Annotated in this window: 24 protein-coding genes; 13 read left to right on the forward strand and 11 right to left on the reverse strand. The window is 58.7% G+C overall.

Going from position 1 to position 22,796, the window contains the following annotated elements:
* The first annotated feature begins 1 nt into the window (after nt 1).
* The 12 genes from D3871_RS00695 to D3871_RS00750 are packed head-to-tail and all read left to right on the forward strand — an operon-like array spanning nt 2 to nt 10,842.
* Nucleotides 2-1,558 (forward strand): HAL/PAL/TAL family ammonia-lyase, encoded by a 1,557-nt coding sequence (locus tag D3871_RS00695; RefSeq protein WP_119767162.1) that lies wholly within the window; start codon nt 2-4, stop codon nt 1,556-1,558.
* Nucleotides 1,551-1,979 carry an acyl-CoA thioesterase gene (locus D3871_RS00700; RefSeq protein ID WP_119767163.1) on the forward strand — a complete coding sequence of 143 codons (429 nt, stop codon included), beginning with the start codon at nt 1,551-1,553 and terminating at the stop codon, nt 1,977-1,979. The genes D3871_RS00695 and D3871_RS00700 overlap by 8 nt, the downstream gene beginning before the upstream one ends.
* Nucleotides 1,976-2,587: an outer membrane lipoprotein carrier protein LolA gene (locus D3871_RS00705; RefSeq protein ID WP_119767164.1), complete on the forward strand. Its 612-nt coding sequence runs from the start codon at nt 1,976-1,978 to the stop codon at nt 2,585-2,587. The genes D3871_RS00700 and D3871_RS00705 overlap by 4 nt, the downstream gene beginning before the upstream one ends.
* Complete coding sequence (locus D3871_RS00710) at nt 2,584-4,962, forward strand: MMPL family transporter (protein WP_119767165.1); 2,379 nt, start codon at nt 2,584-2,586, stop codon at nt 4,960-4,962. Before D3871_RS00705 ends, D3871_RS00710 begins: the two co-directional genes overlap by 4 nt.
* Nucleotides 4,959-5,513 (forward strand): DUF3261 domain-containing protein, encoded by a 555-nt coding sequence (locus D3871_RS00715; protein ID WP_119767166.1) that lies wholly within the window; start codon nt 4,959-4,961, stop codon nt 5,511-5,513. Before D3871_RS00710 ends, D3871_RS00715 begins: the two co-directional genes overlap by 4 nt.
* Before the next feature lies 1 nt (nt 5,514).
* Entirely contained in the window at nt 5,515-6,693 is a 1,179-nt protein-coding gene (locus D3871_RS00720) for a beta-ketoacyl-ACP synthase (RefSeq protein ID WP_119767167.1), read from the forward strand.
* A 1-nt stretch (nt 6,694) separates the two neighbouring features.
* A complete protein-coding gene (locus tag D3871_RS00725) occupies nt 6,695-7,147 on the forward strand; it encodes a hotdog family protein (RefSeq protein ID WP_119767168.1) in 453 nt (150 codons plus the stop codon).
* Nucleotides 7,144-7,869, forward strand: coding sequence for a 3-oxoacyl-ACP reductase FabG (gene fabG / locus D3871_RS00730; protein ID WP_119767169.1), 726 nt, complete (start codon nt 7,144-7,146; stop codon nt 7,867-7,869). The genes D3871_RS00725 and fabG overlap by 4 nt, the downstream gene beginning before the upstream one ends.
* Nucleotides 7,866-9,092, forward strand: a complete 1,227-nt coding sequence (locus tag D3871_RS00735) for a beta-ketoacyl-ACP synthase (RefSeq protein ID WP_119767170.1) — start codon at nt 7,866-7,868, stop codon at nt 9,090-9,092. Before fabG ends, D3871_RS00735 begins: the two co-directional genes overlap by 4 nt.
* Nucleotides 9,093-9,095: 3 nt before the next feature.
* The gene (locus D3871_RS00740; RefSeq protein WP_119767171.1) at nt 9,096-9,677 is read left to right on the forward strand and encodes a hypothetical protein; all 582 of its coding nucleotides are present in this window, start codon (nt 9,096-9,098) and stop codon (nt 9,675-9,677) included.
* 33 nt (nt 9,678-9,710) lie between these two features.
* Entirely contained in the window at nt 9,711-10,160 is a 450-nt protein-coding gene (locus tag D3871_RS00745; protein WP_119767172.1) for an excinuclease ATPase subunit, read from the forward strand.
* On the forward strand, nt 10,138-10,842 hold the full coding sequence (locus tag D3871_RS00750) for a 4'-phosphopantetheinyl transferase family protein (protein WP_147376727.1): 705 nt from the start codon (nt 10,138-10,140) through the stop codon (nt 10,840-10,842). The genes D3871_RS00745 and D3871_RS00750 overlap by 23 nt, the downstream gene beginning before the upstream one ends.
* A gap of 28 nt (nt 10,843-10,870) precedes the next feature.
* Here D3871_RS00750 and D3871_RS00755 read toward each other — a convergent pair whose 3' ends face one another.
* The 8 genes from D3871_RS00755 to D3871_RS00790 form a co-directional block, all read right to left on the reverse strand.
* Complete coding sequence (locus D3871_RS00755; RefSeq protein ID WP_119767174.1) at nt 10,871-11,590, reverse strand: class I SAM-dependent methyltransferase; 720 nt, start codon at nt 11,588-11,590, stop codon at nt 10,871-10,873.
* A 9-nt stretch (nt 11,591-11,599) separates the two neighbouring features.
* Nucleotides 11,600-12,148 carry an RBBP9/YdeN family alpha/beta hydrolase gene (locus D3871_RS00760; RefSeq protein WP_119767175.1) on the reverse strand — a complete coding sequence of 183 codons (549 nt, stop codon included), beginning with the start codon at nt 12,146-12,148 and terminating at the stop codon, nt 11,600-11,602.
* A 14-nt stretch (nt 12,149-12,162) separates the two neighbouring features.
* Nucleotides 12,163-13,065 (reverse strand): ParB/RepB/Spo0J family partition protein, encoded by a 903-nt coding sequence (locus tag D3871_RS00765; protein WP_119767176.1) that lies wholly within the window; start codon nt 13,063-13,065, stop codon nt 12,163-12,165.
* 8 nt (nt 13,066-13,073) lie between these two features.
* Complete coding sequence (locus D3871_RS00770; protein ID WP_119767177.1) at nt 13,074-13,844, reverse strand: ParA family protein; 771 nt, start codon at nt 13,842-13,844, stop codon at nt 13,074-13,076.
* A gap of 6 nt (nt 13,845-13,850) precedes the next feature.
* Nucleotides 13,851-14,483, reverse strand: coding sequence for a leucine efflux protein LeuE (leuE, locus tag D3871_RS00775; protein ID WP_119767178.1), 633 nt, complete (start codon nt 14,481-14,483; stop codon nt 13,851-13,853).
* Complete coding sequence (rsmG, locus tag D3871_RS00780) at nt 14,480-15,136, reverse strand: 16S rRNA (guanine(527)-N(7))-methyltransferase RsmG (RefSeq protein WP_119767179.1); 657 nt, start codon at nt 15,134-15,136, stop codon at nt 14,480-14,482. Before rsmG ends, leuE begins: the two co-directional genes overlap by 4 nt.
* Before the next feature lie 12 nt (nt 15,137-15,148).
* Nucleotides 15,149-17,074 (reverse strand): tRNA uridine-5-carboxymethylaminomethyl(34) synthesis enzyme MnmG, encoded by a 1,926-nt coding sequence (mnmG, locus tag D3871_RS00785; protein ID WP_119767180.1) that lies wholly within the window; start codon nt 17,072-17,074, stop codon nt 15,149-15,151.
* Nucleotides 17,075-17,210: 136 nt separating this feature from the next.
* Nucleotides 17,211-17,912, reverse strand: a complete 702-nt coding sequence (locus tag D3871_RS00790) for a hypothetical protein (protein ID WP_119767181.1) — start codon at nt 17,910-17,912, stop codon at nt 17,211-17,213.
* A 188-nt stretch (nt 17,913-18,100) separates the two neighbouring features.
* Here D3871_RS00790 and D3871_RS00795 point away from each other — a divergent pair, with 188 nt between their 5' ends.
* Complete coding sequence (locus D3871_RS00795; RefSeq protein WP_420799651.1) at nt 18,101-19,258, forward strand: iron-containing alcohol dehydrogenase; 1,158 nt, start codon at nt 18,101-18,103, stop codon at nt 19,256-19,258.
* Nucleotides 19,259-19,320: 62 nt separating this feature from the next.
* Here the strand turns inward: D3871_RS00795 and D3871_RS00800 are convergent, their stop codons facing one another.
* The 3 genes from D3871_RS00800 to D3871_RS00810 form a co-directional block, all read right to left on the reverse strand.
* Nucleotides 19,321-20,307: a branched-chain amino acid ABC transporter permease gene (locus D3871_RS00800; RefSeq protein ID WP_119767183.1), complete on the reverse strand. Its 987-nt coding sequence runs from the start codon at nt 20,305-20,307 to the stop codon at nt 19,321-19,323.
* Between the two features lie 136 nt (nt 20,308-20,443).
* Nucleotides 20,444-21,328 carry a branched-chain amino acid ABC transporter permease gene (locus tag D3871_RS00805; protein ID WP_119767184.1) on the reverse strand — a complete coding sequence of 295 codons (885 nt, stop codon included), beginning with the start codon at nt 21,326-21,328 and terminating at the stop codon, nt 20,444-20,446.
* 257 nt (nt 21,329-21,585) lie between these two features.
* On the reverse strand, nt 21,586-22,794 hold the full coding sequence (locus tag D3871_RS00810) for an ABC transporter substrate-binding protein (protein WP_119767185.1): 1,209 nt from the start codon (nt 22,792-22,794) through the stop codon (nt 21,586-21,588).
* Nucleotides 22,795-22,796: the final 2 nt, after the last annotated feature.

Consider the following 22,796-nt stretch of genomic DNA (forward strand, 5'->3'; position numbering starts at 1 on the left):
AATGCATCCCGCTGACTTAAAAACAATAAGCCGAGCCGTCTGCTTCGATCAGGGCCGTCTGAGCATTGAAGATATCGTTGCCATCGCCGAAGGCAGCGCTTCCGTTACCTTGTCGCAGGCGCCCGAGTTTCGCGCAACCATTTCCCGTGGCGCCGACTTTCTCGACCGGCTGCTGAAAGAAGACGGCACCATCTATGGCGTCACGACCGGCTACGGAGACTCGTGCACGGTCAGCGTACCGGCGGACCTGGTGGCCGAATTGCCGCATCGGCTTTACACCTATCATGGCTGTGGCCTCGGTGAGTATTTTTCGCCGGCACAGACACGCGCAATCCTCGCCGCCCGACTGGCATCCCTGAGCAAGGGCTATTCCGGCGTCAGCGTCGATCTGCTCGAACAGATCGTGCGCCTGCTCGACAAAGGGCTGCTTCCATTGATTCCCTCGGAAGGCTCGGTCGGCGCCAGCGGCGACCTTACACCGCTGTCCTATCTGGCCGCGGTACTTTGCGGCGAACGCGAAGTGTGGCGCGCAGGAACCCGGGTGCCCGCCGCGCAGGCATTGGCCGAGGCCGGCATCGCACCGCTGCGCCTGCGTCCAAAGGAAGGCCTGGCGATCATGAATGGGACTGCGGTCATGACGGCGCTTGCCTGCATGGCTTTTACACGTGCCGAATACCTGACCCGGCTATGCACACGCATCACGGCGATGGCATCGTTTGCGCTCGATGGCAATGCGCATCATTTTGACGAAACCCTGTTTTCGGTCAAACCCCACAGGGGGCAGCAGCGCGTCGCCGCGTGGCTGCGTAGCGATCTGTTACGCAATCCGCCGCCGCGCAACGGCAAGCGCTTGCAAGACCGATATTCGATCCGCTGCGCGCCGCACGTGATTGGCGTATTGGCCGATGCCCTGCCCTGGCTGCGCGAGTCGATCGAGAACGAGCTTAACAGTGCCAATGACAACCCGATCATCGACCCGGATGGCGAACGGGTGCTGCATGGCGGTCATTTCTACGGCGGCCATATCGCTTTCGCCATGGACGGAATGAAGAATGCCGTCGCCAATCTCGCCGACTTGATGGATCGCCAGATGGCGTTGCTGGTCGATAGCAGGTACAGCAACGGCCTGCCATCCAACCTGTCGGGCATGCAAGGGCCGCGCGCAGCGATCAGCCATGGCCTGAAAGCGCTGCAGATCAGTTCATCGGCATGGACTGCCGAAGCGCTCAAGCAAACCATGCCCGCATCGGTGTTCTCGCGTTCGACGGAATGCCATAACCAGGACAAGGTCAGCATGGGCACCATCGCCGCCCGGGATTGTCTGCGCGTGCTGGAACTCACGGAACAGGTAGCCGCAGCCTTGCTGATCTCGGTTCATCAGGGAGTGGCGCTACGCCGGCGTCTTGCCCCTGCCGTCGCGCCGGAAGCCTCCCTGCTGGCAATGGCCGAGGCACTCAATGCGGACGTGAGCCTGATTGAAGAAGATCGCCGCCTGGATCCGGAGCTGCGCGTCTTGCTCGATCGCATGCGTGCGCGTACCTGGAAGCTGTATGAGTAAGCCGGCATCGCCATGGTCGGAAGAGATTGAATTGCAGGTGCAGTTCTATGACCTGGATCCAATGCAGATCGTCTGGCACGGCAACTACGTCAAATACCTTGAGATGGCACGCTGTGCGCTACTCGAAAAGATCGGCTACAACTATGTACAGATGAAGGAGTCCGGCTACCTGTGGCCGATCATCGACATGCATCTGCGCTATGTCAGATCGGCGGTCTTTGGTCAGCGCATCAAGCTGCGTGCATCCATCATCGAATGGGAAAACCGTTTGAAGATCGATTACCTGATCACCGATGGCGCAACCGGCAAGCGTCTGACGCGCGCAACGACGACGCAGGTGGCGGTCGATTTGGCTACCGGCGAAATGTGCTTTGTCTCGCCGCCAGTATTGTTTGAGAAACTTGGGGTATCACCGACATGAAACACCGACTGCTCGCCTGCTGCATTGCTCTGGCAATGATGCCGCTGTATTCCTCCCATGCGGCGATACCGGTCGCCAAAATCCAGGCGGTGCTGGCCAAACCCAAGATGCTGTGCGGCCGTTTCGATCAGACCAAGCACTTGGCCGGCATGAAGAAGCCTTTGCTTTCCAACGGCCGCTTTTGCGTGGCAGCCGGCAAAGGCGTCCTGTGGCGCACCTTGCAGCCATTCCCCAATACCTTGCGCCTGACGCGTGACGAGATCGTCCACATGCAGGGCGACCGTGTCGCGATGCGGCTCGATGCCAAGCAGGAACCGGTGGTACGAATGATCAACAACGTCCTTTTTTCGCTGCTGGCAGGCGACCTCGGTCAGCTTGAAACCCTGTTCGAAGGAGATGGCAGTGTCGAGGGCAATCAATGGAATGTAGCCCTGAAAGCGCGCGACCCCGGTCTGGCCAAAGTGATCAGCGCGGTGTCGCTGGATGGCGGCCCGTATGTCAAAAACATCGTGCTGCATGAAGCCAATGGGGACCGGACCAGTATTGCATTTTCAGCGATGCAAACCGGCGATGCCGCAATGCTTCCGGAAGAGGCGGCCCAGTTTTGAAAACGCGCCATCTGTTCGCCCTGCTGTGGGCTGCGGTCGTTGCCTTGCTGCTTGCCCATACCGCCTACTTGTGGATGGACAAACGCATTGTGCCGGATACCGACATTCTGGCGCTGCTGCCTGCACAGGAGCGCGACCCGGTGCTGCAGCAGGCGTTCACCCACATGGTCGACTCGGCCCAGCAAAAAGTCATCGTACTGGTTGGCGCAACCGATTGGGAAAGCGCAAAGCATGCAGCCGATGCCTATCAGGCAGTGATTGCATCGCGCAAGGATTTGATTACCGTAGCCGACAATCTCGCTGAAAAGACCCAGCAGGATTGGCTGTCGCTGTTCCAGAAGCACCGGGCAAATCTGATCACTGCGCGCGATGCGGATGCCTTGCGCGACCAGCCGCAATCGTATTGGGTCGAATCCGCACTGGCAAAACTCTACAGTCCGTTTGCAGGCCCAAAGCTGGGTGCATGGCAGGATGATCCGTTCGGCCTGTTCGGCAACTGGGTGCAGGAACGCGCGCAGGAAACGCCGGTGCGTCCGCGTGACGGACGGCTGTTTGTTGCCGGCGGCGAACGTCAATACATCGTGATGCCGATGACCTTGCGCGTGCCGGCCTTTGCAATGAATGCCCAGGAAAGCGTAACGCCATTGCTGGCGCAGGCCCGGCAGGCGGCGCGCAGTGCCGTGCCCGATGCGGAGGTGCTGTCCGCCGGCGTCGTCTTGCATGCGGCAGCGGCCGGAACCCAGGCTGGCAGCGAAGTGTCGACCATCGGTATCGGTTCGATGATCGGCATCGTGCTGTTGATGTGGCTATCGTTTCGGTCGCTCAAGCCGGTCGGCTACATCCTGATCCTGCTTGGTGTCGGTTGCCTCGGTGCCCTCTCGGTGTGCCTGCTGCTGTTCGAACGCGTGCATCTCCTGACGCTGGTGTTCGGCGCGACGCTGATCGGTGTCGCGCAAGATTACGGCATCTACTTTCTCTGCAACCGGCTCGGCGCGGATGCAAGCCTCGGCTCATCGCAGCTGCTGCGCCGCCTGCTGCCCAGCCTGATACTGACCCTGCTGGCTGCCGCCGTCGGCTATCTCGGTCTGGCCCTGACGCCATTCCCGGGTTTGCGCCAGATGGCGGTGTTTTCGATCAGCGGCTTGCTGTTCGCGTGGCTGACCGTCGTCTGCTGGTATCCGCTACTGGTCGGACCGAACACACTGAAAAACGTGCGGCTCGCCGGCTTCTACGCTACCGTACTTGCACGCTGGCCGGCGCTCGGGAAAAACCTGTTGTCGGGTCTGGCCGTGCTGGCCATCCTGCTTGTCATCGCTCTCGGCTGGTCGAAACTGGATGTCAATGACGATATCCGGTCTCTCCAGAATCCACCGAAAGACCTGGTCAGCGAACAGATCCGCATCGGCAAATTACTGGATGCGGCAACCCCGGTGCAGTTTTTTCTGGTGCGTGGTGCAAACGAAGAGATGGTCTTGCAACGGGAAGAAGCACTAAAGAAAAGGCTCGACCCGCTGATTGCCGCCGGATCGATCACCGGTTACCAGGCAATGTCCAATTGGGTTCCTTCTCACCAGACGCAAACTGCACATCGCAAACTGATCGAGGAAAAGCTAATGTCCAAGGACGGCGCGTTGCCGATGCTCGCGACGCGGCTGGATGAAGACGCTGCATGGAACGCAGACATCCGCAATCGTTCCGCGACGCCCCCTTTGCTGAACGCAGAAGCGTTTCTGCAATCACCGGCAAGCGAACCTTGGCGCCACCTGTGGCTGGGTAGCACAAATGGCACCTTTGCCAGCATCGTATCGGTTCGGGGGCTCAGCCTCTCTACCCTGCCCGCGTTGAAGCAGGCCGCCGATGGCATGGAGGGTGTGCAATGGGTCGACAAGGTTTCCGAAATTTCATCCGTGCTTGGGCGCTACCGGCAGTACATGGGCTGGGCATTGCTGCTGTCGTATGTCGGCGTACTTTGCCTGTTGTCGCTGCGTTACCGCGGCGAAGCCTGGCGCGTCCTGGCGCCGACAGCTGTCGCCAGCGCCGCTACGATCGCCATACTCGGCCTGAGCGGACAACCGCTGCAACTGTTCCATGTACTGGCGCTGATGCTGCTGCTCGGTATCGGTGTCGACTATGGCGTTTTTTTCCAGGAGCGACCGGAGCGGCGTGAAGCATCGGCCTGGATGGCGGTGACCTTGTCCGCCGTCAGCACCCTGCTGTCGTTCGGATTGCTAGGCTTGAGCAAAACGCCAGCGTTGCAGGCTTTCGGTTTGACGATGTTGCTGGGCACGACACTGGTATGGCTGATCGTGCCGTGCTTTCGCAGCGCACACGCACCTCAGGAGCAAACTGCTCCACTTGGCGAGATAGGTATATGAAACTCTTGCATTCTCTCTTTTGTACCGGCACCGCCATGCTGCTCGCGGCATGTACCGCACCGACACAGCAGCAAGCGGCACGGCTGGGTCTGAGGCTTCCGCCTGCCGCCTTGGGGGCGTCAATCAGCTTGCAGCAGCATCTGAGCGTCGAGCGCGAAGGCCGCACCGACCATCTGGATGCCGCCCTTGAAATCGATGAAGACCATGTCGGACTGATCGGCCTGGCAATGGGCCAGCGTGTAATGAGCCTGAACTATGACGGCAAGGTACTGAAAACCTGGCGTCATGCACTATTGCCCGCGCCGGTGCGCGGCGAAGACGTATTGGAAGATATTCAGTTGACTTATTGGCCGGCGGACAGCATTCGTGCGGCCCTGCCGCCCGGCTGGCGCATCGAAGATCATGGCAGGCGACGCACCTTGTGGTCGGGCGACACGCCGGTGGCAATTATCGAGTACAGCGCTGAACCGCGCTGGAGCGGGAAAGTTTTGCTGTCCAATCTGCGTTATCACTATCGACTGACTATCCAGTCGGTTCCGAACGGTCAGTGACATGATCTACCTTAACCATCTAGGCATTCTTTGCGCAGCCGGCAATTCGCCGGCCGAAGTCAAACGTCGCGTTTTGCAGCAGCCCGAAAGCGGCATAGCGATGACGGAACGCTATTCGCCCGGGCGCATGCTTCCGCTTGGCTGCGTGGATGACGTTCTGCCTTCAATCGACCATCTTCCGCTGGCGGAGCAAAGTCGCAACAACCGGCTCGCCCTGGCTGCGCTCGCGCAGATTCGCAGTGACATCGACGTTGCAATCGACCGCTATGGTGCGAACCGTATTGGCATCGTGATCGGCACCAGTACTTCCGGCATCGCAGAAAGTGAAGCTGCCTTGCGTGAGTATCATGCGTGCAAGGCGCTGCCATCATCCTTTCACTACAGCCAGCAGGAGCTCGCATCGCCCGCATCCATGCTGGCCGCAGTGCTGGGCATCAGCGGTCCGACGTATGTGCATTCAACGGCCTGTGCGTCGAGTGCCAAGGCAATGGCAAGTGCCGCGCGCCTGCTCAACATGGGAATTTGTGACGCCGTGCTATGCGGAGGCATCGATTCGCTCTGTGCATTCACAGTGGCGGGGTTTGCGGCACTGGAGTCGGTAAGCAGCACGCGCTGCAATCCGCTGAGCGCCAATCGCGACGGCATCAATATCGGTGAAGGCGCGGCGTTATTTCTGATGACCCGCGAGCCGGGCCCGGTCTCGTTGCGGGGATGGGGAGAATCGTCGGATGCCCATCATATGTCGGCGCCGGAACCGTCCGGACAAGGTGCATCGCTCGCGATTGAGAAGGCGCTCGCGCGTGCCGGCATCGCACCGTCGGAAATCGATTACATCAACCTGCACGGCACGGCGACCGTCCAAAACGACGCCATGGAATCGCACGCAGTGAGCCGCTTGTTCGGCGACGCCGTTGCGGTCAGTTCGACCAAGCCGTTTACCGGACATGCACTCGGCGCGGCGGGTGCCATCGAGGCCGCGCTGTGCTGGTTGACCATGCAGGACGATAATCCCGGCGGCAGCCTGCCGCCTCATCTGTGGGATGGCGCAAGAGATCCGGCGATCCCGCGGCTCAATCTGGCAATATCCGGCGCCAGCCTCGGGCGCCCGGTGCGGTGGTGTCTGAGCAATTCGTTTGCGTTCGGCGGAGCGAATGCCGCACTGGTATTTGGACGGGAATAGCATGGACATGCCGGATATTCGCTCACTGGTGCCGCACAGCGGAGCAATGGTATTGCTGGATCGCGTGGTGTCCGTTGATACCGACACGTTGTGCGCGGAAGTCGAGATCCGTCCCGATAGCCTGTTTTGCGGAACATCCGGCGTCGGGGGTTGGGTCGGTATCGAATACATGGCGCAGGCAATCGCCGCGCATGCCGGCCACACGGCGCGTCTGCGCGGCGAGCCGGTAAAGATCGGTTTTCTCCTCGGCTCGCGCCGCTATCAGTGCGAGCGTTCCGTCTTTACAGTCGGCAGCAAACTGCGTGTGCATGTGGCCTGCCTGCTGATGGCGGAAAACGGACTCGGTTCGTTCGAGTGTCGCATCGACGACCAAGATGGCATCGCGGCAACCGCCTCGGTCTCGGTTTTTTCGCCGGCGGATGTCGATAAATTCCTTACTGGAGGCATGGAGTGAACAAGAGTGTATTAGTGACCGGATCCAGCCGCGGGATCGGCAAGGCGATTGCGCTGCGTCTGGCGCGCGACGGGTTCGATGTTGTGCTGCATTGTCTCAACCGTCGCGGCGACGCCGAAGCGGTCGCTGAATCGATCGCGGCATCGGGACGGCAGGCGCGGGTTCTGCAGTTTGATATCAGCAATCGCGCCTCCACTGAAGCGGCGCTGCTGGCCGATGTCGAACAGCACGGATGCTATTACGGCATAGTCTGCAACGCGGGTATCGCGCGTGATAATGCGTTTCCTGCCATGCCGGGAGAAGATTGGGATCTGGTACTCAAAACCAACCTGGATGGGTTTTATAACGTATTGCAACCATTGGTCATGCCGATGGTACGCCGCCGCCAGCCGGGCCGCATCGTGACCCTGGCTTCTGTATCCGGCCTGATCGGCAATCGGGGCCAGGTCAACTACAGCGCCGCAAAAGCCGGCATTATCGGCGCCACCAAGGCGCTGGCGCTGGAACTGGCATCGCGCAATATCACGGTCAATTGTGTCGCTCCAGGCCTGATCGAAACCGACATGATCAACGAGGTGCCGATGGAGGAAGCGCTGAAAATGATTCCTGCACGCCGTGTCGGCAAGCCCGAGGAAGTTGCCGCCGCAGTCAGCTTCCTGATGGGCGAAGATGCCGCTTATGTGACACGACAAGTCATTTCGGTAAATGGAGGATTGGCATGAATCGTCGCGTCGCAGTGACCGGCATTGCGGGCATCAGTCCGATCGGAAACGACTGGACCAGTATACGTGCCGCACTGGGGACCTACCGCAACGCAGTCAGGCGCATGGAGCAATGGTCGCAATACGATGGCTTGAACACGCAGGTTGCCGCGCCAGCGGCACCGTATGAATTGTCGGATCGGTTCAATCGCAAGACAACGCGCAGCATGGGAGCGGTTGCCCTGATGGCGACCCGTGCCACAGAGCTTGCCTTGCAGGATGCCGGCCTGCTGGATGACCCGTTATTGAAGAGCGGCCAGCTTGGCATTTCATACGGGTCGTCATCGGGAACGACACAGGCGATTTGCGGCTTCGGCAAGATGATCGACGAGAAAACCACGCGCGGCATCAACGCGACTACCTATATCAAGATGATGGCGCATACGGCGCCGGTCAACATAGGTGTGTTCTTCGGTGTCACGGGCCGGGTAATCACGACATCAAGCGCCTGCACATCGGGAAGCCAAGGTATCGGCTATGCCTATGAAACCATTCGCAGCGGACGCCAGCGGGCGATGATTGCCGGCGGCTCCGAAGAACTGTGTCCGACCGAAGCAGCGGTGTTCGATACCTTGTTTGCCACCAGCGTGCGCAATGACGCTCCGCAAACCACGCCCAGTCCTTTCGATGCCGACCGCGATGGCTTGGTCATCGGCGAGGGTGCCGGCACGCTGGTGCTGGAAGACCTGGAACATGCCCGGGCGCGCGGTGCACGGATTTACGCCGAGATCGTCGGCTTTGGCACCAATAGCGATGGTTGTCATGTGACACAACCCAATCCCGATACGATGAAGATCGCGATGGAAATGGCGCTCGCCGATGCAGGACTGCCGGCGTCGGCCATCGGGTATGTCAATGCACACGGCACCGGCACGCAGCATGGCGATATTGCGGAATCGCAGGCCACGGCAAGCATCTTCGGCAGCCGGATGCCGATCAGTTCGTTAAAGAGTTATACCGGGCACACGCTGGGTGCTTGCGGCGCATTGGAAGCATGGACCAGCATTGAAATGATGCGCGAAGGCTGGTTCGCGCCAACCATTAATCTTCGTCGCGTCGACCCGCAATGCGCGGAGCTCGATTACATCGCGGGCGAAGGACGAAAACTGGAATGCGAATATGTGATGTCGAACAATTTTGCTTTCGGGGGCATTAATACTTCTCTCATCTTCAAGAAAGTCTAATCGATGAAACACAATAAAAAGATTGCAAGCGCCACCGCCGCTACGCTCGTATTGCTCGCAGGTTGCGCCACGCAGGTGAAGACGCCCACCACGTCGGTAAATCCGGCACCGGAAATGGCTTTTTCCAGATACAACACATTTACCCTCAAGCCGATCAACACTACCGAGTCATGCGACAAGCAGCATGGCGGCGACGTCGCGTTGAATGAAATTCAGGCATCGCTGGACAGGAAACTGGGCGCGACCATCAATACCTGGAATACCAGGAAGGCGAAGGGCGTCGCCGAGCGCAAGCTGGTCATCGAGCCGGTCTGTTCCGACGCAAAGCTGGTGGGCGGTGCGGCGCGCTTCTGGGGCGGCGCATTGGCCGGCAGTTCGGCGATCGTGATGAAGATACGCTATGTCGATCAATCCACCGGCAAAACGATCGCCGAACCCGTTTTCTATCAGCGCGCCGCAGCAATGGGCGGTGCCTGGACGATGGGTGCGACCGACAAGAACATGCTGGTTCGCATCGTTGATCTGATGACTGAATACACCATCAATAATTACCAACAAGCGGTCGGTGGTCCCACCGGGCTGTAACATCCTTGCTTTTCAAACAACGGAGAACAACAAATGAATAAATGGATCGCCGTCATCGCCGCTGCAGCGACTGCAGCTGTCGTGCTGCCCGCGCAGGCTCGCAATGTCAAATACATGGTGCCAATCGCCGCGGCCCTGGAGTCGCCAAGTGCGGCGGGAAAACTGGACAGCTCGGTCAAACTTTACTTTGGCACCCAAGCCCACCCTGCCACGCTGTCCAAAGTCGGAATTGCGGACGCGACCGGCAAGGAACGTATCGAATACAAGGCGGACCTTCCATCCTGCCAGGCATCTTTCGTCGAAGCCCTCCGCGCCCTTCAAAAGAATGCCAAGGACTCCGGCGCCAATGCCGTGATCAACATCGTCAGCTATTTCAAGAACGGCACGCCGGTATCGAGTACAACCGAGTTCGAATGCCACGCCGGCAGCTTCTCGACCATCCTGATGCTCAAGGGTGAGCTTGTCAAAATCGCCGATCACTGAGCCTGCCGTAACGTCTGCAACGCTCTGGCTGGTGGATGCCAGCCTCATGCAAGATGAGGCGCTGACGCGCGCAATGCAGTGCCTGACTTCGGAGGAACGCCAGCGTTATGCGAGCTTCACTCGTGCAGAGCGCCGCTGCCAATACTTGATTGGACGTGTACTGTTGCGGCATGCGGTAAGCCGCGTGACAGGCATTCATCCCAAGCTCGTCGCCACAGTCGATCGGCGTGGCTCCGGGCCGGGTCTGACACTGCCAGACGGCGTTCTTCATCCCGGAATCAGCATCTCGCATAGCCGCAACTGGATCGCCTGCATCACCGGCACAGGGATCTCGCTCGGACTCGATATCGAAGTCACTGATGAGAGTCGTGACGTCACGGCACTGGCGGATGCCGCATTCAGCGGCGACGAGGCGGCGTGGATACACGGACAGGAAGCACATGCCCGGGTATCGGCTTTCTATCGTTTCTGGACCGTGAAAGAAGCATTGATCAAGCTGTGGTCCAATAGCGAAAAGCGGCAACCGCTCCCCTTGCTTGTCGATGACAATGGCGGTCCACATTCATCCGGCGCCGGATGGCACTCCTTGACGCTGGCATATCGAAATCTCGCCATCGCCGTATGCAGCGGCATGGCGCTACCGGAAGTGGTACTGGTCGATGCCACTTCACTGCTGGCCTGACTTCGCAACGCAACGCGCGCTGCGGACCTTATTGCGGCTTGATTGCGATCAGATTGATCAGTGTCTCTTCACGCTTGCCAAGCGGCGGCGTCTTGCGAATGCCGAGCCGGTTCAACAAACCGAGATCGCTACGGCTCCACCACAAGTATGGATAGGAAATCTGTTCGGGATTGACCTGAAAACCCGTGGCGCGGACGAGCGCAAGATATTCGTCCGCAGTCTTCTGCACATCCATGGGATGGCGGAACAACAAACGGATGATCCAGGAGTGAATGTATGCACGGGTGGACTCGGCGAACAGCAGCACGCCGCCCGGTTTCAGCACGCGGTAAAACTCGGCGATGGCTTTCTGCTGTTCGACCAAATGATGAAATGTCTGGTGGCAGAACAGAACGTCGACGCTGTTGTCCGGCAGATCGAGGGAGGCACTATTCCCGAGCATCAGCTTTACATCGACGCCGTCGAGCGTTGCCTGCATACGGGCCTTGTCGAGGATTTCCGTGTCAGCGTCAATGCCGATCAGTGTGCGCGGAGAAAACTGTTGCTTGAGCAACCGGAAAGACTGTCCCTGGCCGCATCCAACGTCGAGCACTACGTCATAACGTGGCGCCCGTCGAGTCCCAAGCATGCGAGCGAGGTCGGCAATCGCAACTTCCAGCACATACTTGACCCAGGTTGGACTCCCCAAAAACCAGATACCAAACCGGGTTTCCGCTACATAGGCATGTTCGTTCACTGGAATCTCCATTTGCGTCTGTCAGCTGCGTGCAATCAGGCCAAGCCACTCGCGGCCCTCCGGCCAATCGCCGAGGCCGCTGTCCCCATTGATATGGCCGCGCGCACCGATGTCGTGGAACTTCGCCTGCCAGGCCGTCGCCCAATCGTGTGCTCGTCGCAAGGCGCACCAGGGATCGTCCGAGGAAGCGATCACCATCGCGGGGAATGGCAAAGGGGTGCGCGGCATCGGCGCAAACCCGGTGACGAAAACCGGAAAATCGGCGCGCTCCACATCCGGCGGCGCGACCAGCAAGGCGCCGGCCACCTTGCCTGCATGGGCCGCATCGCGGTGCTGGCTGGCCCACCATGCGGTCAGCGCGCAGCCCAGACTGTGCGCGGCAAGCACGACCGGACCGTCGGCCGCGGAAATCGCGGCATCGAGCGCCGCGACCCAATCCCTGCGATCCGGGCTGTCCCAGTCGCTTTGAAGAACGCGATGGGCGTTCGGCAATTTCGCTTCCCATAGCGTTTGCCAATGTCCTTCGCCGGAATTGAATAAACCTGGCAGGATCAGAATGGTGTGGGTCATGAACGCAGGATGGATCAGGCGGCTTGTTTCTCTACGCGCAGCTTGCCGATCAGATCGTCCAGCGCATCCAGATTGGCAAAGTCGATGATCAGCTGGCCCTTGTTCTTTGCACCGAGCTTGATCGCGACTTGCGTGGCCAGCATATCCGACAATTCTTCTTCCAGGCGGGCGATGTCGCGCGACTTTTCCTTGTTGGCGCGCGGCTTGTTCGCGGTAGCCTGTTCGCTGGACGTGCGGATCACCAGCTTTTCGGCTTCGCGCACCGACATCCGTTTAGCGACGATCTGGTTGGCAAGCGTAATCTGGGTGGCGGAATCGACGGCGAGCAAGGCGCGCGCATGACCCATGTCGATGTCACCGGCCATCAGCATGGTTTGCACCGGCTTGGCCAGGTTCATCAAGCGCAATAGATTGGAGACGGCGCTGCGCGAACGGCCGACCGCATTGGCCGCCTGTTCGTGCGTAAAGTCGAAGTCGGAAATCAGCCGATGGATACCCTGCGCTTCTTCCAGCGGGTTGAGGTCTTCGCGCTGGATGTTTTCAATCAGCGCCATCGCGGCGGCGGCCTGGTCCTCGACATCCTTGACCAGAACCGGGACTTCGCTCAGTCCGGCGATCTGCGCCGCACGAAAACGCCGTTCGCCAGCGATGATTTCGTATTTGTCCGGACCGGCATGCGCGACCGGCCGCACCAGGATAGGCTGCATCAATCCCTGCGCCTTGATCGAGGCGGCAAGTTCGTTCAGCGCACCTTCATCCATGCGGGTGCGCGGCTGGTATTTGCCGGCCTGCATCTGGGCGATATGCAAGGTCGAAGGTGCACCGGGCACGGTCGGCACCGCGTCCGCCATGTCGGACGAGCCGCCGAGCAGCGCGTCCAGCCCGCGTCCGAGTCCCTTGGATTTCTTGATAGCCATGATCTGCCTTACATTGAATGGATGCGTTCGACCATTTCTGCGCCGAATGCGATATATGCCTGCGCGCCTTTCGACGACGGGTCGAATACGACGCCGGGCATGCCGTAGGATGGCGCTTCGGCCAGCCTGACGTTGCGCGGGATGATGGTCTTGAATACCTTGTCGCCGAAATGCTGTTCGAGCTGCGCCGATACCTGTTGCGACAGCGTCATGCGCGGATCGAACATCACGCGCAGCAAACCGATGATCTTGAGATCGGTGTTGAGCTTGGCATGGACTTTCTTGATCGTGTTGACCAGGTCGGACAGCCCTTCCAGCGCATAGTATTCGCATTGCATCGGAATGATCACGCCATGCGCGGCGCACAAGCCATTGAGCGTCAGCATCGATAGCGCCGGCGGACAATCGATCAGCACGAAATCGTAATCGGCGCTGACTTCCGCGATCGCTTGCTTGAGCCGCGTTTCGCGGTGGTCAAGCTCGACCATTTCCACTTCGGCGCCGGCCAGCTCGCGATTGGCGGGCAGGATGTCGAATTTGCCGGATTCGGAAGTCTTGCACGCGGTCTTCACATCGGACATGCCGAGCAAGACTTCGTACACCGAGGTTTCGAGTTCCGATTTGTTGATCCCCGCACCCATGGTGGCGTTGCCCTGAGGGTCGAGATCGACCAGCAAGACGCGCTGATCGAGTTGAGCAAGTCCGGCTGCAAGATTGACGGCGGTAGTGGTTTTGCCGACGCCGCCTTTCTGATTGGCGACGCAGAATATTTTGGCCATTGCTTGTTAGTTGGTTGTTAGTTTGATGCCGAAGCCAATCAGAAATACGCCGGCTGCCCTGGAGGCGAATGCAGCGATACGCCGGTTACCGGCCAATCGCTTGGTGGCTGCATTGCCGGCGATCACCAGCAGGCTGCCATAAAACAGCGTGCAGCATGAAATTACCGCACCCATTGCCAGAAACGTCGTCGCGCCCTGCTGCGTCGCCGGATCGATGAATAAAGGGAAGAACGCCATGTAAAACACGATGGCTTTCGGATTGATGAGGGTGACCAGGAAGCCACGCCGGAAATCGGCCACATTCGAGAACGGCACCACGGTGGCATCTTGTCCCGCTTTTGCGGTCAGCAGCTTGAAACCGAGCCATGCAAGGTATACCGCACCCAGATACTGCAAGCCTTTGAATACCAATGGATTGGCTTGCAGCAGCGCAGCGACGCCGATGGCGGCCAGCAGCATCAGAACGGCATCGCCGGCCATCAGACCGATCAGCGACACATATCCGCTGCGCATGCCACGTTGTCCGGTGCTGGTCAGTACGCAAAACGTGCCCGGCCCCGGCAACATCAGGAAAACCATGGTGGCGGCAATCATTTGCCAGACGTCGGTGATACCGATGGCGTGAAAGGCAGCGTTCATGGCGTCGCTTCCTTTTCAATGAAGATCAGATGTCGTTCGGCCTCCATGCCGGGCACGACCAGCGGCTCGGTGGACGCCACTTTCCAGCCGGCGGGCAGGCGGGCGATTTCTTCGTGCGGGAACACGCCTTTCAGAGCGATGAAGCGTCCGCCCGGCGCCAGCAAATGGCCGGACCAGGTGACGAAGTCCTTCAGTTCGGCAAAGGCGCGTGAAGTGATCACATCGAAGTCTTGCGTGACTTGCAACTGTTCGACCCGGGCGGTGTAGACGCTGACATTCTGCAAGCCCAGCTCGCCCTTGACCTGGGTCAGGAAGGCGGTCTTCTTGTGCACGGTATCGATCATCGAGACCCGCAGTTCGGGCCGGGCAATCGCGAGTACGATGCCTGGCAAGCCGCCGCCGGCGCCGACGTCGAGCACATTTTGGGCATGTGCGAATGCCGGCACCGCAGCCAGCGAATCGAGCAAATGCTGCGTGACCATCTGCGCCGGATCGCGCACGGCGGTGAGGTTGTAGACGGCATTCCACTTGGCTAGCAAAGCGAGATAATCCAGCAGCCGCCCGGTCTGGGCATCATCGAGTTGCAGGGCCAGCGCACGGATACCATCGGCCAGGGTGCGGGTCAAATCGTCACGGTGAAGAAGTCCGGTCATTCGCAGGCTTTCTCAGGCGACGGCTGGCGCCGCGATGAAATCCTTGAAGCCGCCCTTTTTCAGGTGAACCAGCAACAATGAAATCGCCGCCGGCGTGACCCCGGAAATGCGCGAGGCTTGCCCAAGGGTTTCTGGCCGATGCTTGTTCAGCTTCTGGCGGACTTCCATCGAAAGCCCGCGCACTTCCATATAATCCAGCTCGGTCGGCAACTTCAGGTTTTCATAATAGTCATGGCGCTCAACCTCGCGCGCCTGGCGGTCGATGTAACCGGCATATTTGACTTGAATCTGCACCTGTTCCTTGACCGCTTCATCCTCCACGCCTGGACCGGCAAGCGCCCTGCCCTCGGCATCTTTCAGGCTCATCAGGGTGTCATAGTCGACATTCGGGCGGCGCAGCAAATCAGTGAGCGCATACTCTCGCTCAATCGCTTTTCCCAGAACGCGTTCGGCTTCTGCCTCCGGCAAGAGTCGAGGATTGACCCAGGTCGATTTGAGGCGCTCCATTTCACGTGCAACCGCTTCACGCTTGCGTTCGAACGCTTCCCATTGCGCATCGGCGACGCAGCCCAGTTCGCGCCCGATTTCGGTCAGGCGCATATCGGCGTTATCTTCACGCAAGCTCAAGCGGTACTCAGCGCGGCTGGTGAACATGCGGTAGGGTTCCTGCACGCCCTTGGTGATCAAGTCGTCGACCAGCACGCCCAGGTAGGCTTCATCCCGGCGCGGCGTCCAAGCCTCTCGGCCCTGGGTCTGCAACGCCGCATTGAGGCCGGCGAGCATGCCCTGCGCGGCGGCTTCTTCATAGCCGGTGGTGCCGTTAATTTGACCGGCGAAGAACAATCCCTGGATCGCTTTGGTTTCCAGCGAAGCTCTCAAGCCGCGCGGATCGAAGTAATCGTATTCAATGGCATAGCCGGGCCGCAAAATATGGGCATTTTCCAGGCCGCGCATCGAGTGCACCAGTTCGAGTTGCACATCGAAAGGCAAGCTTGTGGAAATGCCGTTCGGATAGAACTCGTTGGTGGTCAAGCCTTCCGGCTCGAGAAAGATTTGGTGCGAAGACTTGTCGGCGAAGCGATGGATCTTGTCTTCGATCGATGGACAATAGCGCGGCCCGACGCCTTCAATGACGCCGGTGTACATGGGGCTACGGTCGAGGCCATTGCGGATGATGTCGTGGGTGCGCGCATTGGTATGCGTGATCCAGCATGGCAATTGCTGCGGATGCATTGCAGCCGTTCCCATGACTGAAAATACCGGGACCGGATCGAGGTCGCCCGGCTGCTCTTCCATCACTGAAAAATCAATACTGCGGCCATCGATACGGGGCGGCGTTCCAGTCTTCAAGCGCCCTTGCGGCAGCTTTAATTCCTTGAGCCGCGCAGACAAAGAAATTGCGGGCGGATCACCGGCGCGACCGGCTGCATAGTTATTCAGGCCGACGTGAATCTTTCCATCCAGGAAGGTTCCGGCAGTGAGTACCACAGCTCGGCCTTTGAAACGGATTCCGACCTGAGTAACAGCGCCGACCACACGATCGCCTTCCACCATCAAGTCATCGACCGCTTGCTGGAACAACCAAAGGTTTGGCTGATTTTCCAAACGGTAACGTATCGCCTTCTTGTACAGAATACGGTCGGCTTGTGCACGTGTGGCACGTACCGCCGGGCCCTTGGAGGAATTCAGAATCCGAAACTGGATGCCGGACTCATCCGTCGCAATTGCCATTGCGCCACCCATTGCATCGACTTCCTTGACCAGATGACCTTTACCGATGCCGCCAATAGACGGATTGCAAGACATCTGACCAAGGGTTTCGATGTTATGCGTCAACAGCAAGGTCTTCTGCCCCATGCGGGCAGCAGCCAAGGCTGCTTCGGTGCCGGCGTGACCGCCGCCGACGACAATGACGTCAAATTCTGTAGGAAAAAGCATAGTGCGCCTCGACGAGACGGTGAAGAAAGGGGCCGGTGGAATGAAGCCGGAGGCGAGATTATACGGGGTTTTCCCTGCTTCCCGCAGGGCCTCGTGGCAATCCGACGTCGGTTTGTTTCACGTGAAACATTCGATGCTAAAACTTGGATACAAAAAAACCCGCAATGAATGCAAGGCCTATTCCGACGCACCAGTAGGGCCATGCGACTTGGAGCGTGCTGGAACCTGGATCACTGTTTCTTGATTCTTTTTGCTGTGCTCTGTCGGGTGGCACTTCGACATCGGTGGAGTGCCTGGAAAATTGCTTGCGCGCACGAAGTTCTTTACCCAGCGAATCAACCATTGCAATATGCATATCGTCCAGGTTCGCTGCCGCAGGTGCTTCTGGCACTCTTTCGATATCGGTTGAGCGAGCGTGCTGACCATAATCTCGGGGCGCGGAGCGTTCTATTGCGTGCTGAACAGATACAGCGTCGGTATTGTGCGCAACGGGAGCTCCAAACACCTCATCCGGATCGTGAACGATGATGGTGACGGGATCAAGCGGATCCTGTTGTAAAAATCGGTCGATGACCGTGCGTTCAACTTCTTCTGCCACTTGGCAGGGCAACGGCAAGAATACTTCAACGATCAGTTCCTTGGTCTCTAAGGTCTGAAATGCTCGGTCGAATCTCTGATCTGTCAGCACTGGTAATTTCTTGCGCACATCCTGGTAAGCGCTTACGCCGTCAATCATGATCAAAACCAAGCGTTCGCTCTGCGTCAAGCCGTGGCTCTTTTCCTGAATTTCCATCCGCCCAGTATGTGTGCGTTGATGGATCACCGAAGAATCAAACATAGAATTTTCTATCCTTATGTTTCACGTGAAACATCGCAAAGAGACTTGCGATCGAAATTAAACATCACTGACTACATCGCGTTATGATGAATGCTATCCTCCCAAAGTAAGCGGCGCTATACCATTTCCGCAACAACTTATTACACGAAAGAAATAGAAAAGGAGATCCGATGACTGCGCCTAGCCCTATCACCAGCTTTACTTTCAGCACAGTTCCACACCTGATTTCAGAAGCCGGGGCTGCCAAACGGCTCGGTACGATCGCCGCACAGTATTTTCCAAATAAGCGTCGCGCATTAATCGTTACCGATAACGGTTTTTTGAAAACCGGTCTGGTCGACGCTTCCATCGCCGATTTGCGCAATTGCGGGCTGAACGTGAGTATCTATTCCGATGTTGTCGCCGACCCGCCTGAAGCGGTGGTATTGAGCGCCGTCGCTGAAGCGCGTAAAAATGAAATCGACCTGGTCATCGGTCTGGGCGGCGGCAGTTCAATGGATGTGGCCAAGCTGATCGCTGTGCTGGCCGGAAGCGAGCAGGAATTGCAAACCATGTACGGCATCGGCAACGTCAAGGGCTCGAGGTTGCCGTTGATTCAGATCCCGACCACGGCCGGCACCGGTTCTGAAGTCACGCCGATTTCCATCGTGACCACCGGTGCGACGACCAAGATGGGCGTGGTATCACCACATCTGTATGCCGATGTTGCCATTCTTGATGCCGAGCTGACAGTCGGCTTGCCGCCGAAAGTCACTGCAGCGACCGGAATCGATGCGATGGTGCATGCCATCGAAGCCTATACAACCAAACTGAAAAAGAATCCCTTGTCCGACATGCTCGCGCGGCAAGCTCTTTCCTTGCTGTCAGACAACATTCTCGTGGCATGCAAAGACGGCAAGAATCTGGCAGCACGCCAAGCCATGCTATTGGGTGCAATGCTGGCGGGCCAGTCGTTTGCCAATGCACCTTGTGCGGCAGTGCATGCCCTTGCCTATCCGATTGGCGGCATTTTCCATGTTCCGCACGGCTTGTCGAATTCCCTGGTGCTACCCCACGTGCTGCGCTTCAATGCACCGAATGCCGCCCCGCTCTATGCTGAACTGGCCCACATCGTTGCACCCGGCGCCACCGGCAGTGCGGAGGCGCGTACCCAGGCACTGATCGACAGAATGGATGACATTGCCCGCCGTACCGGGATTGAAACCCAGCTGCGGCAAGTCGGTATTGCCGAATCCGATCTCGACCGGTTGGCCGACAACGCAATGTTGCAGACGCGGCTGTTGACCAATAATCCGCGTGAAGTCACGCGCAGCGATGCGCGCGACATTTACGCAGCAGCTCTATAACGGGAAATCAGAAAACCGGGAACGGAAGCCGGCAGCAGGACGCTGCCGGCGCAGGGAGACGATCAGTGTACCGCGCTGGAACCCGCGGGCGCACGCTTGAAGAGAGCACCGAATTCACCGACGATGCCGCGACGGAAAGCGAGCACGCAGACGATAAAAATGAAGCCGGTGACAATGGTGACCGATTCGCCGATTGCACGGAACCATTCGATATTGGTCGCCACGGCCAGCCAGTTACCGAGATCGCCGAGCTTGTTTTCCAGCGCGATGATCAAGATGGCGCCGACGATAGGCCCGGACAGGGTTCCCAAGCCACCCACCAGCGTCATCAGCACCACCAGACCCGACATCGACCAGTGCACATCGGTCAGGGTTTCGAAACCGAGCACTACGGTTTTAGTAGCGCCCGCCAGGCCGGCCAACGACGCCGACAGTACGAAGGCCAGCAGCTTGTAGCGGTCGACGTCATAACCGAGCGAAATCGCGCGTGGTTCATTTTCCTTGATGGCCTTGAGCACCTGCCCGAACGGTGAGTGCACGGTACGGACGATCAAGGCAAAACCGGCGATAAAGATCGCCAGCACAACGAAGTACAGCGTCAAATCGTCCGCCAGGCTGACGATGCCAAACAGCTTCCCGCGCGGCACGCCTTGCAAACCATCCTCGCCACCGGTGAGTGGCGCCTGCAGGCAGACGAAGTACAGCATTTGCGCCAGTGCCAGCGTAATCATCGTGAAGTAAATGCCTTGGCGGCGAATCGCCAATCCGCCCATGACCAGGCCGATCAATGCGGCCGTCGCAATGCCGGCCACCAGCCCGAGTTCGAACGGCAAGCCCATCACCTTCAATGCGTGGCCGGCCGCATACCCTGCCCCGCCGAAGAAGGCCGCATGCCCGAACGACAGCAAACCGGTAAAACCGATCAGCAGATTGAATGCGCAGGCAAACAGGGCAAAGCACAATACCTTCATCAGGAACACCGGATAAATGACGAACGGTGCCACCAGCGCCGCCACAATGGCAAGCGCGTACCCGACTTTCTTGTTCATGGTTCCAACCTTTTCAAACCGGTCATTCCGAACGACTTGTTCACAACGCACTTATTGCGCCATTTCCCTGTTCCATCAAGGCCACGAACTCCGCTACGTTCGGAAAAACAGCGAATCCGCAGCCGGCGCAACCGGCTTACTTTTCCTTGCCGAACAATCCAGCCGGGCGAATCATCAAAACGATTGCCATGATGATGAAGACCACGGTCGCCGACAGTTCGGGATAAAACACACGCGTCAAGCCCTCGATCACGCCCAGCCCGAGACCGGTGATGATGGAACCCATGATCGATCCCATGCCGCCGATCACGACCACCGCAAACACGACGATGATCAGGTTCGAACCCATCAGCGGCGATACCTGGATCACCGGCGCGGCCAGTACGCCGGCCATTGCCGCGAGCGCGACGCCAAAGCCGTAAGTCAGTGTCACCATCAGCGGCACGTTGATGCCGAATGCCTCAACCAGTTTGGGATTCTCGGTGCCCGCACGCAGGTAGGCACCGAGTTTGGTCTTCTCGATCACGAACCAGGTCGCAAAGCATACGATCAGAGACGCCAGAACGACCCAGGCGCGGTATTTCGGGAGAATCATGAATCCGAGGTTGAACGCGCCCGAAAGCGCCTCAGGAACCGAATACGGCTGTCCCGACACGCCATATACCGAACGGAACAATCCTTCCAGTAGCAGCGTGATGCCGAACGTCAGCAGCAAGCCATACAAATGATCGAGCTTGTACAGCCAGCGCAGCATGGTTTTCTCGATGATGATGCCGAACACCGCGACGATCAGCGGCGCCACGATCAGCATGACCCAGTAATTGATCCCGAAATAGTTCAGGCCCATCCATGCCAGGAACGCCCCCATCATGTACAGGGCGCCGTGGGCGAAATTGATCACGTTGAGCAGGCCGAAGATGACTGCCAGCCCGAGCGACAGCATCGCATAGAAAGAGCCGTTAACCAGGCCGAGCAGCAACTGGCTCAGCATGGCCTGCAAGGGAATGCCAAATATTTCCATAGACAGATAGAGAGTTAGTAAAGACCATGCAGACAGGCCCTTCCCCGGGTCAGGAAAGGGATGGGACCGGGTCATGCGCCAAGCCGGCAACAGCGGATGCGAATGCATCTCGCCGCGCCACCCCGGTACACCGCAAGCCCCCGGCCCTCAGCCTGAATCAGGAAGGGAGCTTGCTTTCAGTATTCAAGATACCTGGAACACCTTGGACAGCCATATCACCGGGACCCTGCCGCGCACGGTCCCGGCGTAGCCTTAATTTACTTCCACAATGCGCACTTCGACTCCGCCTTGGTGGTCCATGCCTGTTCTGCCGGAATGGTTTGCACGACCTTGTAGTAATCCCATGGGTACTTGGACTCGGACTGCTTTTTCACTTCCATCAGGTACATGTCATGCACCATGCGGCCGTCCGGACGGATTTCGCCATTCTTCGCGAAGAAGTCGTTGATCTTGGTCTTCTTCAACTGCGCCATCACCTTGTCCGCGTCATCGGTGCCGATGGCCTTGACCGCATTCAAATACTGCGCCGTTGCCGAATAGTCGGCCGCTTGCAGCATCGAAGGCGATTTCTTCATCTTTTCGAAAAAGCGCTTCGACCATTTGCGGGTATCGTCATTCAGGTCCCAGTACCAGCCGTCCGTCAGGTACATGCCTTGGGTCAGATTGAGGCCGAGCGCATGCACGTCGTTGATGAACATGAGCAGGCCGGCCAGTTTCATCGACTTGTTGATGCCGAACTCGTTGGCAGCCTTGATCGAGTTGATGGTGTCGCCGCCGGCATTGGCCAGACCGAGGATCTGGGCCTTTGAATTCTGTGCCTGCAGCAGGAACGACGAGAAGTCGGAAGCCGACAGAGGATGCTTGACCGCACCGACCACCGTGCCGCCGGCTGCCTTGACCACGTCTGAGGTGTCCTTTTCCAGCGATGCGCCGAATGCATAGTCAGCGGTCAGGAAGTACCAGCTCTTGCCGCCCTGCTTGACGATCGCTGCGCCCGTGCCTTTGGCCAGCGCCACGGTGTCATACGCGTAATGAACGGTGTAGAGCGAGCATTCCTCATTGGTCAGGCGGGCAGACGCCGCGCCGATCGAAATGAAGACTTTTTTCTTTTCAGCCGCGACCTTGGCCATCGACAGGTTGGCTCCGGAATTGGTACCGCCCAGCAGCATGTCCACGCCGGCCTGGTCGAACCATTCGCGCGCCTTCGAGGCGGCGATGTCGGCCTTGTTCTGGTGATCGGCATAGATGAACTCGATCTTCTTGCCATTGATTGCGCTGCCCAAGTCGGCAATCGCCATCTTGACCGCTTCCACGCCGCCCGGACCATCGATGTCGGCGTACAGGCCGGACATGTCGGTGATCATGCCGATCTTGATCACATCGCCCGAAATCTGCGCGGACGCGGTTCCGGCAATACCCATCGCTGCAATGGCGGATGCTGCAGCTGCAATTGCTTTCAACTTCATAT

It is taken from the genome of Noviherbaspirillum saxi (assembly GCF_003591035.1).
Classification (GTDB): domain Bacteria; phylum Pseudomonadota; class Gammaproteobacteria; order Burkholderiales; family Burkholderiaceae_D; genus Noviherbaspirillum; species Noviherbaspirillum saxi.

What these genes read in the sequence shown, in the direction of transcription:
- D3871_RS00695 (WP_119767162.1), top strand. Translation starts at nt 2, where the DNA reads ATGCATCCCGCTGACTTAAAAACAATAAGCCGAGCCGTCTGCTTCGAT.
- D3871_RS00700 (WP_119767163.1), top strand. Translation starts at nt 1,551, where the DNA reads ATGAGTAAGCCGGCATCGCCATGGTCGGAAGAGATTGAATTGCAGGTG.
- D3871_RS00705 (WP_119767164.1), top strand. Translation starts at nt 1,976, where the DNA reads ATGAAACACCGACTGCTCGCCTGCTGCATTGCTCTGGCAATGATGCCG.
- D3871_RS00715 (WP_119767166.1), top strand. Translation starts at nt 4,959, where the DNA reads ATGAAACTCTTGCATTCTCTCTTTTGTACCGGCACCGCCATGCTGCTC.
- D3871_RS00720 (WP_119767167.1), top strand. Translation starts at nt 5,515, where the DNA reads ATGATCTACCTTAACCATCTAGGCATTCTTTGCGCAGCCGGCAATTCG.
- D3871_RS00725 (WP_119767168.1), top strand. Translation starts at nt 6,695, where the DNA reads ATGGACATGCCGGATATTCGCTCACTGGTGCCGCACAGCGGAGCAATG.
- D3871_RS00735 (WP_119767170.1), top strand. Translation starts at nt 7,866, where the DNA reads ATGAATCGTCGCGTCGCAGTGACCGGCATTGCGGGCATCAGTCCGATC.
- D3871_RS00740 (WP_119767171.1), top strand. Translation starts at nt 9,096, where the DNA reads ATGAAACACAATAAAAAGATTGCAAGCGCCACCGCCGCTACGCTCGTA.
- D3871_RS00745 (WP_119767172.1), top strand. Translation starts at nt 9,711, where the DNA reads ATGAATAAATGGATCGCCGTCATCGCCGCTGCAGCGACTGCAGCTGTC.
- D3871_RS00755 (WP_119767174.1), bottom strand. Translation starts at nt 11,590, where the DNA reads ATGGAGATTCCAGTGAACGAACATGCCTATGTAGCGGAAACCCGGTTT.
- D3871_RS00760 (WP_119767175.1), bottom strand. Translation starts at nt 12,148, where the DNA reads ATGACCCACACCATTCTGATCCTGCCAGGTTTATTCAATTCCGGCGAA.
- D3871_RS00765 (WP_119767176.1), bottom strand. Translation starts at nt 13,065, where the DNA reads ATGGCTATCAAGAAATCCAAGGGACTCGGACGCGGGCTGGACGCGCTG.
- D3871_RS00770 (WP_119767177.1), bottom strand. Translation starts at nt 13,844, where the DNA reads ATGGCCAAAATATTCTGCGTCGCCAATCAGAAAGGCGGCGTCGGCAAA.
- leuE (WP_119767178.1), bottom strand. Translation starts at nt 14,483, where the DNA reads ATGAACGCTGCCTTTCACGCCATCGGTATCACCGACGTCTGGCAAATG.
- rsmG (WP_119767179.1), bottom strand. Translation starts at nt 15,136, where the DNA reads ATGACCGGACTTCTTCACCGTGACGATTTGACCCGCACCCTGGCCGAT.
- mnmG (WP_119767180.1), bottom strand. Translation starts at nt 17,074, where the DNA reads ATGCTTTTTCCTACAGAATTTGACGTCATTGTCGTCGGCGGCGGTCAC.
- D3871_RS00790 (WP_119767181.1), bottom strand. Translation starts at nt 17,912, where the DNA reads ATGTTTGATTCTTCGGTGATCCATCAACGCACACATACTGGGCGGATG.
- D3871_RS00800 (WP_119767183.1), bottom strand. Translation starts at nt 20,307, where the DNA reads ATGAACAAGAAAGTCGGGTACGCGCTTGCCATTGTGGCGGCGCTGGTG.
- D3871_RS00805 (WP_119767184.1), bottom strand. Translation starts at nt 21,328, where the DNA reads ATGGAAATATTTGGCATTCCCTTGCAGGCCATGCTGAGCCAGTTGCTG.
- D3871_RS00810 (WP_119767185.1), bottom strand. Translation starts at nt 22,794, where the DNA reads ATGAAGTTGAAAGCAATTGCAGCTGCAGCATCCGCCATTGCAGCGATG.